The organism is uncultured Tateyamaria sp. (assembly GCF_947504105.1).
Taxonomy (GTDB): domain Bacteria; phylum Pseudomonadota; class Alphaproteobacteria; order Rhodobacterales; family Rhodobacteraceae; genus Tateyamaria.
On sequence record NZ_CANNGP010000034.1, the window covers coordinates 30,094 to 45,645 of the forward strand.

Sequence of the window (15,552 nt, forward strand, 5' to 3'; positions counted from 1 at the left end):
TTGATAAGGCCGCAGGCACCTGGCGGTGTTTCGTAGATTAGTCGTGCAGCTCCAACCGGATCTGCTGGCGCAGGACGTCGATCGGCACAACCTTGCCCTCGCGCTTGAAGCACCAATAGGTCCAGCCGTTGCAGCTGGGCGCGCCTTCGAGATGCGCGCCGACCTGGTGGATCGATCCCTTGATATCGTCACCAATCAACGTGCCATCCGCACGGACCTTGGCCTTGTGACGCTTGTTCATGGAATACAGCTCTTCGCCCGGACGCAGCATGCCGCGTTCAACCAACTGGCCGAAGGGCACGCGCGGCTCCGCGCGCTTGGAGGCGGAGACAGACAACGCTTCCTTGTCGAACTTGCGCACGGATGCGATGCGTTTCTCAGCCACTTTGCGATAAGCGGCTTCACGCTCAATCCCGATGAATTCCCGGCCCAGCATCTTGGCAACAGCACCGGTTGTGCCGGTGCCAAAGAACGGATCCAGGACGACATCACCCGGGTTGGTCGATCCGACCAGCACACGGTGCAGTAGGCTTTCTGGTTTCTGCGTCGGGTGTGCCTTGTCCCCCGCCTCATCCTTCAGGCGCTCGTGGCCCGTACAAATGGGCAAGACCCAGTCGCTGCGCATCTGGATACCTTCGTTCAGGGCCTTTAGCGCTTCGTAGTTGAAGGTGTATTTGCTGTTCTCGTCCTTGCCCGCCCAGATCATCGTCTCGTGGGCATTGGTAAAGCGCTTGCCTCGGAAGTTCGGCATCGGGTTGGACTTGCGCCACACCACATCATTCAGAATCCAAAACCCTTCGTTCTGCAGAGAGGCCCCCACACGGAAGATGTTGTGGTAACTGCCAATGACCCAGATAGCTCCATTGGGCTTCAGCAGGCGGCGCGCGGCTTTCAACCAAGCCGTGGTAAACTCGTCATAGGCACGAAACGAATTGAACTGATCCCAATGATCATCCACCGCATCGACCTTGGAGTTGTCCGGGCGGTGCAGCTCGCCCTTGAGCTGCAAATTGTAGGGCGGATCGGCAAAGATCAGGTCAACAGAACCCGCAGGCAGGCTGTTCATCACATCAATGCAGTCACCCGCAATAATCTGGTTCAAGGGAAGCGCGTCGGCGCCCTTTACATGTTTCGTCATCGTCTGCCTCTGTCCCGGCGCTTTGTGCGCTCATTGGTTGCAGCCAATGTGAGTCATACCCGATTCGCCGTCAAATTCTTTTTTGAATCAGGAGCTTACGATTTTTTCTTGATACAAGATATTGTGGACGGGTTTGAAGGTTCGTCTATGGTGTGGGGTTACCCCAAGATTTTCCAACGCCAACCTGTGGTTTTTTGCCGGATAACCCATGTTCGTCTCCCAGCCATAACCGGGATGCTGTTGCGCCAAATCCACCATGATCCGATCGCGACATATTTTGGCCACAATTGAGGCCGCAGCGATACTCAGCGAACGGGCGTCCCCACGCACAATGGGCGTGGCCGGAACCGACAATCCGAGCGGCAACATGGTCCCATCAATCAACGCATGATCCGGACGCAGTCGCAGTCCGGCCACGGCACGCTCCATCGCCAGATGCGAGGCGCGTAAAATGTTCAATTCCTCGATCTCCCGGACGGAGGCATGCGCAACCGATACATCCGCAGATCCAAGGATAGCATCCAACACTGCCTCACGTTTGCGAACGGATAACTTCTTTGAATCGTCCAGCCCCTCGGGAATGGCTCGTGGGTCCAAGACCACAGCCGCCGCCGTCACCGGCCCGGCCAACGGCCCCCGACCAACCTCATCCACCCCCGCCACACGTCCACCAATACGCGCTTCAAATTCAAAATCTGGCACTACCTCACCCGATTCTTCTGATCAAAAATACGACCGCCGGAGGCACAAAACGCACTTTCTGGAAGAAAGTGCAAACATCACGTGTCGCCGCAAGGCGACGCAATAAAAAAGGGCGGTGCCCGAACACCGCCCTTTGCAAGGTGGACCATGGGGGCATGGCCCATCCGCCCGTTCTTAACGACGGGCCAACTGATATCCATGACGGCTCAGGCATCGGGCCCCGTATCCACCACGCCAGCCCCGGTTCGTGTAAACGTCACGATGGCAGGCTGCGGGCAGGCTGCGCGTGAACTTGTAGTGGTTGTTCAGGCAGCGCTGCCCAAAGATGCGGCGGTGTCCGCGATCCGTATGTAAGCTGCGCAGGCATTTCTGTGGCAACAGCTTTCGGTTCACGCGTTTGGGCAATGGTTTTGGATGCACAGGGGTGTGCACGGTATGACGCTCACGTCGGTCCTTTTTCTTTTCGTGAATGACGGCTCCGACGATTGCCAGGCCCAGCAAGGCGGCAAGCGCCGCTCCAACCTCATCATCTCCCGCCCGAGCGGGAACGGCGGTGAAACCGGTTATGGCAATGGCGGCAGCAGCAACAGTGCCAATGAACTGACGGTGAATACGAAGTGTCATGGGGCGTCCTTTCCAAGGTAACGTGACTGGGGCAGACCAAGCAGCATCTGCGCTGGGTCAAACTTGGATCCACCTCCCTCAGACAGGCAATAACGCCCCCACGCTATCGAATATCAGACATCTCAGTCCCCTGATGTTATTGAATATCTGCACAACTCGGCGCAGGTTGGGACTATGAAAAAGATCGCCATATCTATCGCCTTTTCATTGGCGCTGGCCGGGGCCGCACAGGCCCAGTGCTTTGCCGACTACAAGGCCAAACAGGACAACCCCCTGCGTCTACACTATGGTGTGGCGCAGGTTTCTGGCGCGTGCAGCGCCGGGAACGCCACACAACAACTCAGATCACGGCTCGCGGCGCAAGGCTGGACATTGCTGCAGGTTCAATCTGTATTCGGCCCCGAAGGTCTCGATCAAAGGAAAGCCAGTGCAGGACAATACTACCTCCGCTTCTGACATGCGGCGCACGGGCAGCAGGCTCGTCACCCTTGGCATCGCGGGCATCCTCGTTTTGCTGGTTCTCGCTGCAGCCCTTCTCTTCCTCACCCTGCCGGACGCGGGTGCCTTTGATGCCCGCGTCGAACGCATGTTCATCGAAAACGCCGACCTCACCAGTCAGGCCGAAATCAAACTGCTGGAGATTCTCGCACAATCCGGCACAGCCTTTGCTGACACGCTGGCCAGCTACCGATTGGTGATTTTCGTGCTTCTTGTCTTCGCCACCGCCATGATGATCGCGGCCCTTGTCTTCGTGATCCTGCTGGTGGGCTTCAACCGCCGTATGGCCCAGATTGAACGGGTTGGCATCCAGGTCAACTCGCTGCTCATCAGCCGCGAAGAAAACACCGTCTACCTCAACAACCTTGGCTTCAAGCTGACAGACGCGGCCATGGAAACCATGTCCGTGCTGGCCGAAGCCCGCATGGACGACGATGTGCTCTCAGGGTCAGAAATTGAAGGTGTGATCTCGGGTCGATCCGCCGCCGATTGCGAGGAGGCAGCAGGTGCCACACGCATCAAACGCCTGCGCGATACACTTGGTAACCAGATCGTCAGCGAACTTCTGGTCAAGAACATCGCGCGGCGCGGCTACATGCTCGCGGTGGAAAAGGATGTGATCAAGGTCCTTTGACCTTCATTTCACCAAACAGACAGTCGCCGGAAGCAAACCCATCTGCTGGAAGCGGATGTATTGACTCGCGTGGCGCGCACGCGCCGCATTTCGACAGTGGCCAAATGCGCAACCTCGGGTCTAGGGTGCACCGAAAGAAGGAGATCACCCATGCCGGCCCCACATAACACATTCAAATCCGCCTTGAAAAACGGCGAGACTGTCATCGGCTGCTGGCTGTCATTAGGCGATCCGCTTGCCACCGAAATCGCGGGCACCGCAGGGTTCGACTGGCTCCTGATTGACGGCGAACACACGCCCTATGATATCTCGAGAATGCGGATGCAACTCATGGCACTGCAAGCGTCCGACAGCCACGCAGCCGTTCGCGTGCCGATCGGTGAAACCTGGATCATCAAGCAGGTTCTTGATGCAGGCGCCCAAACCGTACTTGTGCCGATGGTTGAAACTGCCGAACAGGCCCGTCAACTGGTGCATGACGTCCGCTACCCACCCACAGGCGGGCGCGGTGTCGGGTATTCCGGGGCACGGTGCAGCCGGTTCGGCGCGATCACGGACTACGGCCCCACCGCAGATGAGCAAATCTGCCTTCTGATCCAGGTCGAAAACCGCGCGGGCATCGCGAATCTCGACGACATCCTCGCAGTCGACGGCATTGACGGTGTGTTCATCGGCCCTGCCGACCTGTCGGCAGACATGGGGCACATGGGCCACCTCACGCACCCTGATGTTCAGGCCACGATCAAGGGGGCCATCGCCCGGATCGAAGCGGCGGGGAAGGCGCCTGGAATTCTTACGACGACACCCGAATTCACGCGGGACGCACTTGACTGGGGCGCACGCTTCGTGGCCACGGGGCTCGATCTTTTAATGCTTGCCAAAAGCCTGCGCGAGCTGGCGCAGCGTTGGACGCGCTAGGGTGTGGCCGCCTTCAACCCAACCGACGCTTGCGTGTAGCCACCCGCAGCCCCGTCTATGAAATGCACATGCGTGTCGTCCATGATAGACGGCACGATGCAGGTCATCATCGCTTCGTCCTGCGTGTGAATCCCGTACCGCGCCACGCCATCGGTCCGCGCCTCGTCCAGCACAGTGCGCAGACGTGACACCGTGCCAGCATCGCAATCAATGGTCATCTTCAGCCCGTCATCGAATTTGCGGAAATCAGCATTGGCACCGACAGTCTTGCGATAATACGTTGGATCGAATCCGCCCAGCTTGATCCCAGTCTTGATCAAGATCCACGCAATCAACGTTTCGAACAAGACCTGCCGCCGCGCCGCCTTCACGCCTTTACCACCATGGCTCGCATGCGCTTCAAGCGTCGCACCAACAGGTGGCCAGTCCGTTCCCGGTCCCTCCGGCGGGGCGGGGTGCCCACCCCTCTCCAGATGCGCAACCTCTGCCAACACAGCTTCAACCACCGCACCAAAGCGCAACGCGTCAACGCCGTCTACTGGGGACAAGAGTAGCGACAGGATGGTCCCGTTGCGCGCCTTCATGTGGCTCCAACGACAGCTCAGCCCGGTCAGATCAGGTTTTGTCCCCGCGGGGACAGAGGGCACCGTCTCCGCCCCCGCTTTCATCTCCGCCTCGGCCCAACTGACCCCCCCGCCCGCAAACATCGCATAGTCTATGCCGTCCGATACGGCATAGCGGGCTACGGCCACCTCAGGTCCTGCAGCGCGTATGTCAGCAACGGAATAAAGACCAACACGCAGGCCCATGTTGAACTCCGCCTGCGCCCAGATCTGCACGGCGGCCAGCGCCTGCCCAGCTTCATCCGCGAACTGTGGTGGATGGGCAAAGGCAGCACCATCCCCGCCAAACACATATGGAAACGCTCGGCCACCCGCCGCGTTGATCTGGGCAGAAATGACTGCCGCCCCGATCATGTTCACTGTCTTGTACTTGCCGGCCGCCACCGCATCCGTGGACCCTACGATATCAGAGACCCCCACAACCCAGTCATCCGGCAGCGGTGTGTAGCGGCTGAGGTCGGCCACATCATCAAAGGCCGTCAGCCGCGGCAGGTCATCGTAGAACATTCCATTCCCCTTCCACACGGACCCTAACACGGGGCCGCCCCCACACAATGTCACTTGCACGTGCCTCCGCCTCATGCCACGCAGGGTCCAAGGAACGGAGACCCCATGCAAACCGGATTGATCCTGCTGGCGCTGGCCTATGTGCTCAGTCAGTTCTTTCGCGCCTTCCTGGCCGTGCTGACCGGCCCGCTCGAGGTAGAACTTGGCATTACGCCCGACGTACTGGCCACAGCCTCTGGTTACTGGTTCCTCGCCTTCGCTCTCATGCAACTCCCCGTCGGTAAGGCGCTAGACACGGTCGGGCCACGACGCACAGGCGGCTGGCTTTTCCTGATCGGTGGTGCGGGGGGTGCGGCCCTTTTTGCCGTGGCCCAAGGACCGATCTATATCCACGCCGCGATGGCCCTGATCGGCATCGGTTGTTCACCCGTGCTGATGGCCAGTTTCTACATCTTCGCACGCGAGTTTGACCCGGGGCGCTTCGCCACGCTGGCGGCACTGATGATCGGGATCGGCACCATCGGCAACCTGATCTCCAGCTATCCCATGGCTTTTGCAGTCGACACAATGGGCTGGCGGCTCAGCATGTGGGCGCTCGCAGGCGTCACAGCCATTGTCGCAATCGGGGTGCTGCTTTCCGTCCGCGACCCGTCCAAGGCCGACGCGGCGGGCAATGGATCCTTGTTCGACCTGCTGCGCATGCCCGTCCTGTGGTTCATCATCCCGATCATGTTCGTCAACTACGCTCCCGTCGCCGCCGTGCGTGGCCTATGGATCGGACCCTACCTGCGCGACGTGTTCGACCAGACCACGGCCCAGATCGGGATTGCCACGCTTGTGATGAGCCTCGCCATGATCCTCGGCACAATTGCATATGGTCCGCTCGACCGAATTTTTGGAACCCGCAAGTGGATCGTCTTCACAGGCAATGCCCTGACGGTCGCAATTCTGGCCCTGGTGATCTTCTGGATCGACGCTGGCCCATGGACGTCGATCATACTCTTCGCCGCCATAGGCGCACTCGGCGCGTCCTTCCCCGTCATCATTGCCCACGCCCGCAGCTTCTTTCCCCCGCACCTCACTGGGCGTGGGGTCACCCTGATGAACCTGTTTGGAATAGGCGGCGTCGGCGTCATGCAAACCATCTCGGGTCGTATCCACACGGCCACAACGGGCGGCGACCCAACCGCCCCTTACATCGCGATCTTCGGCTTTTTCGCCATCGCCCTCGCGATAGGTGTGGCCATCTATGCACTAAGCCGTGACTCCGCCGACTGATACCCTTCCCCCCCACTGACAATGGGTGTAAGGGCCACGCACCTACCCGAAAAGGAGTCGATTATGGGGTATCGTGTCGTCGTCGCGGGCGCCACCGGTAACGTGGGCCGCGAAATGCTGAACATCCTGGCCGAGCGCCAGTTTCCCGTGGACGAACTCGCTGCGCTGGCAAGCCGCCGTTCGCTGGGCACGGAAGTGTCCTTTGGGGAGCAGACATTGACGACGAAGGACCTGGACACGTTCGACTTCACGGGCTGGGATATTGCGCTCTTTGCCATCGGCTCGGATGCGACCAAGAAATACGCGCCCGTTGCGGCCAAGGCTGGCTGCGTGGTCATCGATAACTCGTCGCTCTACCGCTACGACCCTGATGTGCCGCTGATCGTGCCCGAAGTGAACGCCGACGCGATCGAGGGCTATGCGAAGAAGAACATCATCGCCAATCCCAACTGCTCGACAGCCCAAATGGTTGTGGCACTGAAGCCGTTGCATGATCGCGCCAAGATCAAGCGCGTGGTGGTCAGCACTTACCAATCCGTGTCCGGTGCTGGTGCTGCCGGCATGGATGAGCTGTGGGACCAGACCAAAGCCGTCTACAACCCCACTACCGATGTAGAACCCGCCAAGTTCACCAAGCAGATCGCCTTCAACGTGATCCCGCACATCGACAGCTTCATGGATGACGGCTCGACCAAGGAAGAGTGGAAGATGGTCGCCGAGACGAAAAAGATCATTGATCCGTCGATCAAGGTCACAGCCACTTGCGTGCGGGTGCCCGTGTTCGTTGGCCACTCAGAAGCGGTGAATATCGAGACAGAGGATTTCCTCGACGAAGACGAAGCCCGCGACATCTTGCGCGAAGCGCCCGGGATCATGGTGATCGACAAGCGCGAGGACGGTGGCTACGTCACGCCGGTGGAATGCGTGGGTGACTTTGCCACGTTCATCAGCCGCCTCCGGCAAGACAGCACAATCGACAACGGCCTGAACTTCTGGTGCGTTTCGGACAACCTGCGCAAGGGTGCTGCCCTGAACGCCGTGCAGATTGCCGAAGTGCTGGGCACACGGATTCTGAAAAAGGGCTGAAGCCAAAACGTATATTGCGGGGAACAAGGGGCCAATCGGCCCCTTTTCTTTTGGCTTGCGCAATGCAGACTGTGGGCAACCAACCAAAGGTACCTTCATGCGTCTCGCCCTGATCCTCGTCCTGCTGCCTCTGCCCACCTTCGCGGATACGTTTGCGGTGCAAGCACCACCCGTCGCTGCCACGGTTTACGCCCAAGGGGCTCTCGTATCCCGAAACGCAACAATTGCGCTGCCCGCAGGACAGCACACGCTCGAACTGCGCGACATGGACCCGTCTCTGTCGCTTGAGGCGATGGATATTCGCCTGACAGGCGCCGCCATCACCTCGCGCAGCTGGGCGGCCAGACCGGATGGCCCCTACCGAGCGCCACGCACACCAGAATGGCTGGCAGCCAAATCGACGCTGGACGCGGCGACAGAGGCATTGGCGGCATTGGACGACCGCATTGCGCTGGCGCTGGCCTCGGCCCAAGCGGCGCAGGATCAAATCCAGTTCCTGAACGGTCTGACTGTCCCGGATGACGCAGCCACCGATGTGAATAACCTGCGGGCCATTGGGCAACTGATCGCCAGCGATGGCACTGCCGCCCGCGCGGCCATGCGCAACGCCGAAGCCGAAGCGCGACAATTACGAAAGGACCGTCCCGACCTTGAGTTTTCGGTCGCCGAGGCTCAGGCTGCCCTCGATGCAGCAACGCCCACCAACACAGCACCTGCCACCTTGGCGCTGAATGTCAACGTCCCGCAACCAGTCGAAGCGATCCTCGATCTGTCCTACATCACCGGCGGCGTATCATGGGCACCGGTCTATGCCTTTGATCTGGTGGACAACACATCGCTCTCCATTGCGCGTAGTGCGGTCATCTCGCAGTTCACGAACGAGGACTGGACCGACATCCAGCTCACGCTCTCCACGCTCGAACCCTTTGCCCAAGCCGAGCCAAGCCAGCTGTGGCCACAGCTGCGTCGGATCGAAGACCCGGTGCAGCAAAAACGCGACTTGTTACGGCTACAATCCGACAGTGCGATGGGCAGGACCGAACCCATCATCGAAGCACCCGTAGTCGCCGAAGAGACAGCAGCAGCCAATTTCGAGGGTATTGGCGTGACGTACGCACTGCCAGCCCCCGTCACGATCAAGGCGCGCAGCGAGGACCTGCAAATCGCGTTCGACACACTCACCATGGACGCGACGCTCAGCGCACGCGCCATTCCGCGCTTTGACGAAACCGCATTCCGACTGACAAAGATCACAAATACAAGCGGTGAACTCCTGCTGCCGGGGCGCGCATTGCTCTATGTAGACGGCCAGCTTGTCGGCAGCACCCAAGTCAGCGCCCTGCCACCAAATGCCGAAGCCGACATCTTCTTTGGTCGCATCGATGGCCTGCGGCTGACACGGGCAGTCCTGGACCGCAATGAGGGAGATCGCGGCATCATCACTCGCTCGAACGAAGAAACCGAGAACGTACGGATTGAGGTTGAGAACCTGACCGACCAGGCATGGGATGTGGCCTTGCGCGACGCGGTACCTTTTTCGGAACAGGAGGATCTTGTGATCGACTGGTCCGCTTTCCCCACACCAGACAGCAGCGCCGTGGATGATCAGCGGGGCATTCTCGAATGGCAGTTGTCAGTACCCGCGGGCAAAACGCTGGGCATCTCGATCAACACCAGGCTCACCTGGCCCGAGGACAAGGTGCTGCGCTAGAGCGACTCACGGCACCTCGCCTCTTCTCAACAACAAAGTCGGAGCCCACCGGGAAACTGGTGGCTTGCCCGGGATATGTTGAAATTTAGCCAAGTGGTGCGCCGTCTAATTATTTGATCTTGTTCACTTTTAGTAGGATCAAAGACACTTTCTGGATAATGCTGGTTCCCAGAAAGGAAACGGTAATTTCGCTTTGGGACACTCGCAGCATATAGGGGCCTACGGGTCCAGTACCACGCAGGATGTCACAACCTTGGTTGCACTTTTCCTGCAAATGCGGCGATGCAAAAGCGCGCCTGCCCGCAGCAACGAGCTACCGACGTTGCACGGGTTGATGGCAGGACGCCATGGTCAAATCTTCTGACCGGCAAATGCGATGGCTCTGGCCTTTTGCAAGCACATCATAACAGCGACGGCAGCGGCCATTTGTCAGCCGTCGACGCGAAACTTCTACGCGGTGAAGGAACCAGTGAATGGGTGAGTGGCGCGTGGAAGAGTGAGGTAACGAGTGGTTTGGGCGGTGCATCCAGTGGGAGACATCGCCCTTTTTTCAGAACCGCTCGGCCCGCAGCACTTCGCAATCGCCAACAGTGACGATCCCCATATGTCGGTCCACCACGGCGAAAGCCGCCTCCAGAAGTGCGTCCAGCCGGTCTGGGCGGATCACGCAAATCACTTGTACCATACCCGTGCCACGACCGACTTGGCCTTCACGGCTCCATGTACCGGATTGGCCAGATCCACCAAGAACCGGCAGTACAGTCCACCCGGTCACACCTGCGTCCGCCATGGCATCGGTCAGACGGCTTTGCATCACCTGCTCGATGATAATGGCAACGCGTTTCGCCTTGTGCGTCTGCATGGGTTTATCCTCCGGTCAGCGCGCTGGCCACGGCAACATAGATCGGAATACCCAGCGTCAGGTTGAATGGGAACGTGACCCCCAGCGATAGGGTCAGGTAGATTGACGGGTTCGCCTCTGGCAGGGCCACACGCATGGCCGCAGGGACAGCGATGTAACTGGCCGAGGCGGACAGCACCATGAACAGGGCCACGCCGCCCGTGCTGACACCCAGCAAAAGCCCGGCGAGGCAACCAATGGTCGCCCCGACCAGCGGCATGACAACGCCAAAGGTCAGGACACCAGGCTTCAACACCCCCGAGCCACCGCGCAAACCACGACCCGCGACTAGCCCCATATCAAGCAGGAACAGGCACAACACGCCCTGAAACGGTGACACGATAAACGCCTCGATCTTGGCCAACCCGTCGATGTCCGTGATCCAACCAATGAAAAAGCTACCCACAAGCAAAACAATGGATCCGTTCAACATGATCTCACGCAGCAATTCAGGGTCCATCCGCCGATTGTCCCCACCGCGCGAGATCAGCCACAGGGCAGACAGGATGGCAGGCGCCTCCATCGCTGCAGCGACGGCCACCATGTACCCTTCGGACGCAATTCCACTGCCATCCAGCACGGATGACGCCGCCACGAAGGTCACAATCGAAATCGAGCCATAATGCGCCGCTACCGCCGCCGCATCCAGGCGACTGAGGTTGCCCATCACCTGCAACAGGCCAAAGGCAACAATTGGCAAGGCCGCCGACAAAATGATCCCAGCCAGCAGCGACGCTGCCAGCGTTCCGTCAATGCCATGATCGGCCACGCTCACCCCACCTTTGAAGCCAATGGCAAAGAGCAGGTAGATCGACATGCCCTTGGCGACGGCTTCGGGGATGTTCAGGTCAGACCGGGCCAGTGACGCAGCCACCCCCAGCGCGAAACTCAGGATGATGGGCGACAACAGGTTTGTTGCCGCAAGACTCAGGATCTGATCCAAATCTGTCCCCTCGGGTGACGCGGATTACACCGGTTGGAAGTCGAGCGTTTTGCCCATAAATTGCTTAAGCCCGCCCTCGGCAATATCAGTCCAAAGACCATGCACACTGAGCGAGCCGTTGTTTACCCGGTCTTCGACAAAGGGGAAGGTCATCAGGTTTTCCATGGACGTGACAACGGCCAGCTGCTCAAGACGCTGCGCCTTGTCCTCGGGCACCGACATATCAGCCACTTCGGGGAACTTTGGACGTAAAATATCCATCCAGCGGCCCACAAAGCTCTCTTTTTCTTCAAGCTCGGGCGCACGGCCCTCGCACATGTCGATACAGCCTTGAACACCGCCGCAGCGGGAGTGACCCAGTACCACAAGATGCGCGACCTGCAGCACGTTCACCGCGTACTCAACAGCCGCCGACGTGCCATGGTGATCGCCGTCCGGCTCGTAAGGCGGGACAAGGTTTGCAATATTACGGTGGATAAAAAACTCGCCCTGATCCGCGCCAAAGATCGACGTCACGTTCACCCGGCTGTCACAACACGATATAACCATGGCGCGCGGACGCTGCCCTTCGGTCGCCAGCCGCTTGTACCACGCGCTGTTCTCTTCATAAGTCGTGGCCTTCCAGCCCTGATACCGCTTTAAAAGGAAGGTCGGAAGCGGCTTCATCCTGTGCATGTGCGTCCCCGGTTTATCGTGTCTTTGGTTGTCTGGCGGGGTGATTAGCCCGATTTCGAGGCAAATTCGAGCGAAAAGACCGACCCGGCATAACGATTTGGGAAGGGTCTTTGACCCATAACCGGATCAAGCCGTGGGGGCAGACCGACTTTTGGGTGAGTAGAGGTGACATTTTGTCGACAGTAACACAAATTCAGCTGCACGAAGCCGTGCAGGTCAATCACGACCGCCTGAATGCGCTTTATGGGGAAATGGACCCAGCCAATGCCGAAGATGTCGTATGCCGGGCGATGGAGGAGTTGGCGCTGCGCATGGCACATTGCGATCGGCTGTATCGCAAGGGTGAACTGGACGATCTGCGGCGCGCTGCCAAATCCATGATCGCGATTGCAGATCAGATCGGTATGGATGTGCTGGCACAAGTGGCCGGCGATGTCGTCTCTTGCGCCAAGGCACGGGATCAGGTGGCACTGGCCGCCACACTTGGCCGCCTTATGCGCACCGGCGAAGGATCATTGAGCGCAATCTGGGATCTGCAAAACATCACGTTGTGATGTTGGTGCAGCCACTTGCGGCGGCAACCAAACAGTCTAGGCTTTGCGTGGTACGTCACGCAGGACCTTCACCACCATGACACTCAGCTTTGCCACGCCGGATTCCGCAACCCGCCCGGTTCATCTTGTTGACGATACGGCGGCCCCGGAATGGTTGGCAAAGCAATCGCAAACGATCCAGGATTGGGCCGCGACCCACGGTTTCAAGGGCGCGATTGGTCAGACACTGCTTCTGCCAGACGATGCAGGTGCTATCGTTGGCTACGGCAACGAACACACACGGGCGCGGGGCCGTTTTCACCTGGCCGCCGGAGCCGTCAAACTGCCGGCAGGCACCTACACCCTTGTCTCGGATCTTGATGCGGACGCGCTCGCAACCGAAACACTTGGGTGGTTGTTGGCTGGCTACCGGTTCGACCGGTACAAGGACCAGGCCCCGATGGGCGCGCGCCTTGTTGCACCTGAAGGCATCGACGCTACGCGGGTCGAGGCGATAGCCAACGGTGAGGCGCTCAGTCGCACACTCATCAACACACCTGCCTCCGACATGGGGCCACCCGACCTTGAACAAGCTGCTCGAAACCTCGCATCTGCCTTCGGCGCAGACATAGCGGTCACTGTCGGCGATGACCTGCTGACCCAGAATTTTCCCATGATCCACACCGTGGGCCGTGCCGCAGACCGCGCACCGCGCCTCGTCGACATGCGATGGGGCGGCACCGGCCCTAAACTTACCTTGGTGGGCAAGGGCGTGTGTTTTGACACCGGCGGTCTGAACCTGAAACCTGGCGCATCCATGGGGCTGATGAAAAAGGACATGGGCGGATCCGCTGCCGTGCTGGGCCTTGCACACATGATCATGGCCACGAGGATGGACGTCCAGCTACGCGTCCTGATCCCGGCGGTTGAGAATTCGGTGGCTGGTAACGCCTTTCGTCCGCAAGACATCCTGACCAGCCGCAAGGGACTTACGGTTGAAATCAACAACACCGATGCGGAAGGGCGGTTGGTTCTGGCCGACGCACTGGCCCTAGCGGACGAAGACAATCCCGACCTCATTATTTCGATGGCGACGCTCACAGGGGCGGCCCGCGTCGCGGTCGGCCCCGATCTTGCGCCATATTACGTCGACGACGCCAAACTTGCCGCAGCGCTGGAAACAGCAGCGTCCGCCACCGCCGACCCGGTCTGGCGCATGCCATTCCACACGCCTTACGAAGCCATGATCGAACCGGGCATCGCGGACCTAGATAACGCGCCAAAGGGTGGGTTTGCCGGGTCCATCACCGCAGCCCTCTTCCTACGTCGCTTTGTTGAGCAAAACCGCTACATGCATTTTGACATCTATGGCTGGCAACCCAGCGATGCCCCAGCCCGGCCGAAGGGCGGTGTAGGACAAGGCACACGCGCCCTCTTTGCCGCCCTGCCAGACATGCTGGGCCTATGACCGACCGCAGGACCACACCCGATCCACGTCTCGTGGACGGCACTAGGCCTGGGCAAATCATCGTGCCCCACGTGGATTTACTGGCAAGTCCAAACGGCCCTCGTGACCGCCAACTGATTGGTGGTGCCACACTTACCGTTCTCGGAAACAGCGATGACCATGCCTATGTCCGCGCCGATCTCGATGGGTATGTCGGCTTCGTGCCCACTGCTGCGGTCGGGCCCATCACCAACCCCACCCATGTCGTTACAACACCTGCCGGACACGCCTACTCAGACGCCAACATCAAATCCCCGGAAACGGCCAGCCTGACATTCGGAACAAAGCTCACTGCCTGGTCTGAGATGCCTGACTTCATCGAAACCACCTTTGGCCACGTGCCAAAGTCACAGCTCACACCGTTGCCCTACACCGCTGACGCAATTGAAACGGCCCGCCTCTTTCTTGGAACGCCCTACCTCTGGGGCGGCAATACGCGCACTGGCATCGACTGCTCAGGCCTCACACAGATCGCTTTGACCACGGCAGGCACACTATGCCCAAGCGACAGTGACCAGCAAGAGACAGCTTTTGAAGACGCCGCCGGGCAGTACGCACCCGGCGACCTACTCTTCTGGAAAGGGCACGTCGCGCTTGTGACCGGCAACACACACATGATCCATGCCAACGCCTTCCACATGTCAGTTGTCGAGGAACCCATCGCAACTGCAATCACACGCATCGGACAAAAAGGGGGCGGCGATCTCACTGGCCACAAACGTCCCTAAACTTCTTCTGACCAGAAATATCCACCGTGGACCTTCGGTCAACATCCGGGAGCAACGGTAGCAAGGGCATTGAGCTTGGAGACCCCACATATCGGAATACTCGATGCCCTTGTGGATTCTACAAAGCCGCCGTTGATGCAAAACGCGGCTAAAGCTGACTGTGGATCCAAAACACCGAATGCTGCGTTGTGGACGAAGGTCCGGTTTCCAAGCGCGGCCAGAACAGGCGCTAAAATCAAGCCTAGTTTTGTCAAGGATTTTCGGCGCACAAGTTTTGGTTAGGGGGCACTGGCCCAAGATGGACCAGATTCAATCTTTTTAGGGCGTGTTTCCATAAGTGCCCATTGTCTGATATCGTCGGGATATCTTCACGCCTATGCTGAATGCTTTTGAGGGGCCTGATCATTTCATCTTGCTTTTCGGACTTTGCAAACCCGTCGCTACCTTCCACTGTACAATTTTTTGGCAGGTTATCTTAGTTTTGGGGACAGGATTTATGGCGCGGAAACGGTATTCGGATGAAGGTATTCTGCGGCTTTTGCGTGA

General features: G+C 59.2%; 16 protein-coding genes. 9 read left to right on the forward strand and 7 right to left on the reverse strand.

Annotated features, from left to right (window positions below; genetic code table 11):
• Positions 1-37: 37 nt before the first annotated feature.
• From Q1A75_RS17805 to Q1A75_RS17815, 3 genes are all read right to left on the reverse strand, one after another.
• Positions 38-1,138 carry a site-specific DNA-methyltransferase gene (locus Q1A75_RS17805; RefSeq protein ID WP_299553584.1) on the reverse strand — a complete coding sequence of 367 codons (1,101 nt, stop codon included), beginning with the start codon at positions 1,136-1,138 and terminating at the stop codon, positions 38-40.
• A gap of 87 nt (positions 1,139-1,225) precedes the next feature.
• On the reverse strand, positions 1,226-1,840 hold the full coding sequence (locus tag Q1A75_RS17810; protein ID WP_299553587.1) for a ribonuclease HII: 615 nt from the start codon (positions 1,838-1,840) through the stop codon (positions 1,226-1,228).
• A 174-nt stretch (positions 1,841-2,014) separates the two neighbouring features.
• Positions 2,015-2,464, reverse strand: a complete 450-nt coding sequence (locus Q1A75_RS17815; RefSeq protein WP_299553590.1) for a hypothetical protein — start codon at positions 2,462-2,464, stop codon at positions 2,015-2,017.
• A 174-nt stretch (positions 2,465-2,638) separates the two neighbouring features.
• Here Q1A75_RS17815 and Q1A75_RS17820 point away from each other — a divergent pair, with 174 nt between their 5' ends.
• From Q1A75_RS17820 to Q1A75_RS17830, 3 genes are all read left to right on the forward strand, one after another.
• Positions 2,639-2,920: a hypothetical protein gene (locus Q1A75_RS17820; protein WP_299553592.1), complete on the forward strand. Its 282-nt coding sequence runs from the start codon at positions 2,639-2,641 to the stop codon at positions 2,918-2,920.
• Positions 2,892-3,596 carry a hypothetical protein gene (locus tag Q1A75_RS17825; RefSeq protein WP_299553595.1) on the forward strand — a complete coding sequence of 235 codons (705 nt, stop codon included), beginning with the start codon at positions 2,892-2,894 and terminating at the stop codon, positions 3,594-3,596. The genes Q1A75_RS17820 and Q1A75_RS17825 overlap by 29 nt, the downstream gene beginning before the upstream one ends.
• A 150-nt stretch (positions 3,597-3,746) precedes the next feature.
• Entirely contained in the window at positions 3,747-4,514 is a 768-nt protein-coding gene (locus tag Q1A75_RS17830) for an HpcH/HpaI aldolase/citrate lyase family protein (protein WP_299553598.1), read from the forward strand.
• Here the strand turns inward: Q1A75_RS17830 and Q1A75_RS17835 are convergent.
• On the reverse strand, positions 4,511-5,644 hold the full coding sequence (locus tag Q1A75_RS17835) for a DUF3095 domain-containing protein (protein WP_299553601.1): 1,134 nt from the start codon (positions 5,642-5,644) through the stop codon (positions 4,511-4,513). The genes Q1A75_RS17830 and Q1A75_RS17835 overlap by 4 nt on opposite strands.
• A 105-nt stretch (positions 5,645-5,749) precedes the next feature.
• On the opposite strand from Q1A75_RS17835, the gene Q1A75_RS17840 reads away from it, so the two are divergent.
• The 3 genes from Q1A75_RS17840 to Q1A75_RS17850 all read left to right on the forward strand — a co-directional run bounded on the left by Q1A75_RS17840 (position 5,750) and on the right by Q1A75_RS17850 (position 9,719).
• The gene (locus Q1A75_RS17840; RefSeq protein ID WP_299553604.1) at positions 5,750-6,922 is read left to right on the forward strand and encodes an MFS transporter; all 1,173 of its coding nucleotides are present in this window, start codon (positions 5,750-5,752) and stop codon (positions 6,920-6,922) included.
• 63 nt (positions 6,923-6,985) lie between these two features.
• Positions 6,986-8,008: an aspartate-semialdehyde dehydrogenase gene (locus Q1A75_RS17845; protein ID WP_299553607.1), complete on the forward strand. Its 1,023-nt coding sequence runs from the start codon at positions 6,986-6,988 to the stop codon at positions 8,006-8,008.
• A gap of 97 nt (positions 8,009-8,105) precedes the next feature.
• The gene (locus Q1A75_RS17850) at positions 8,106-9,719 is read left to right on the forward strand and encodes a DUF4139 domain-containing protein (protein WP_299553611.1); all 1,614 of its coding nucleotides are present in this window, start codon (positions 8,106-8,108) and stop codon (positions 9,717-9,719) included.
• Between the two features lie 550 nt (positions 9,720-10,269).
• Here the strand turns inward: Q1A75_RS17850 and Q1A75_RS17855 are convergent.
• The 3 genes from Q1A75_RS17855 to Q1A75_RS17865 are packed head-to-tail and all read right to left on the reverse strand — an operon-like array spanning position 10,270 to position 12,238.
• Positions 10,270-10,581 carry a transcriptional regulator gene (locus Q1A75_RS17855; protein WP_299553614.1) on the reverse strand — a complete coding sequence of 104 codons (312 nt, stop codon included), beginning with the start codon at positions 10,579-10,581 and terminating at the stop codon, positions 10,270-10,272.
• A 4-nt stretch (positions 10,582-10,585) separates the two neighbouring features.
• Positions 10,586-11,563 carry a sodium-dependent bicarbonate transport family permease gene (locus tag Q1A75_RS17860; RefSeq protein WP_299553617.1) on the reverse strand — a complete coding sequence of 326 codons (978 nt, stop codon included), beginning with the start codon at positions 11,561-11,563 and terminating at the stop codon, positions 10,586-10,588.
• 24 nt (positions 11,564-11,587) lie between these two features.
• Complete coding sequence (locus tag Q1A75_RS17865; RefSeq protein ID WP_299553620.1) at positions 11,588-12,238, reverse strand: carbonic anhydrase; 651 nt, start codon at positions 12,236-12,238, stop codon at positions 11,588-11,590.
• A gap of 173 nt (positions 12,239-12,411) precedes the next feature.
• Between Q1A75_RS17865 and Q1A75_RS17870 the strand changes: the two genes are divergently transcribed.
• The 3 genes from Q1A75_RS17870 to Q1A75_RS17880 all read left to right on the forward strand — a co-directional run bounded on the left by Q1A75_RS17870 (position 12,412) and on the right by Q1A75_RS17880 (position 15,006).
• A complete protein-coding gene (locus Q1A75_RS17870) occupies positions 12,412-12,792 on the forward strand; it encodes a hypothetical protein (RefSeq protein WP_299553622.1) in 381 nt (126 codons plus the stop codon).
• A 76-nt stretch (positions 12,793-12,868) separates the two neighbouring features.
• The gene (locus Q1A75_RS17875; protein ID WP_299553625.1) at positions 12,869-14,239 is read left to right on the forward strand and encodes a M17 family metallopeptidase; all 1,371 of its coding nucleotides are present in this window, start codon (positions 12,869-12,871) and stop codon (positions 14,237-14,239) included.
• Positions 14,236-15,006, forward strand: coding sequence for an NlpC/P60 family protein (locus tag Q1A75_RS17880; RefSeq protein ID WP_299553629.1), 771 nt, complete (start codon positions 14,236-14,238; stop codon positions 15,004-15,006). Before Q1A75_RS17875 ends, Q1A75_RS17880 begins: the two co-directional genes overlap by 4 nt.
• The last annotated feature ends 546 nt before the right edge of the window (positions 15,007-15,552 follow it).

Excerpts from the sequence above, each read along its gene's own strand:
- Q1A75_RS17805 (WP_299553584.1), bottom strand. The coding sequence starts at position 1,138 with ATGACGAAACATGTAAAGGGCGCCGACGCGCTTCCCTTGAACCAGATT.
- Q1A75_RS17815 (WP_299553590.1), bottom strand. The coding sequence starts at position 2,464 with ATGACACTTCGTATTCACCGTCAGTTCATTGGCACTGTTGCTGCTGCC.
- Q1A75_RS17820 (WP_299553592.1), top strand. The coding sequence starts at position 2,639 with ATGAAAAAGATCGCCATATCTATCGCCTTTTCATTGGCGCTGGCCGGG.
- Q1A75_RS17830 (WP_299553598.1), top strand. The coding sequence starts at position 3,747 with ATGCCGGCCCCACATAACACATTCAAATCCGCCTTGAAAAACGGCGAG.
- Q1A75_RS17835 (WP_299553601.1), bottom strand. The coding sequence starts at position 5,644 with ATGTTCTACGATGACCTGCCGCGGCTGACGGCCTTTGATGATGTGGCC.
- Q1A75_RS17840 (WP_299553604.1), top strand. The coding sequence starts at position 5,750 with ATGCAAACCGGATTGATCCTGCTGGCGCTGGCCTATGTGCTCAGTCAG.
- Q1A75_RS17845 (WP_299553607.1), top strand. The coding sequence starts at position 6,986 with ATGGGGTATCGTGTCGTCGTCGCGGGCGCCACCGGTAACGTGGGCCGC.
- Q1A75_RS17850 (WP_299553611.1), top strand. The coding sequence starts at position 8,106 with ATGCGTCTCGCCCTGATCCTCGTCCTGCTGCCTCTGCCCACCTTCGCG.
- Q1A75_RS17855 (WP_299553614.1), bottom strand. The coding sequence starts at position 10,581 with ATGCAGACGCACAAGGCGAAACGCGTTGCCATTATCATCGAGCAGGTG.
- Q1A75_RS17865 (WP_299553620.1), bottom strand. The coding sequence starts at position 12,238 with ATGCACAGGATGAAGCCGCTTCCGACCTTCCTTTTAAAGCGGTATCAG.
- Q1A75_RS17875 (WP_299553625.1), top strand. The coding sequence starts at position 12,869 with ATGACACTCAGCTTTGCCACGCCGGATTCCGCAACCCGCCCGGTTCAT.
- Q1A75_RS17880 (WP_299553629.1), top strand. The coding sequence starts at position 14,236 with ATGACCGACCGCAGGACCACACCCGATCCACGTCTCGTGGACGGCACT.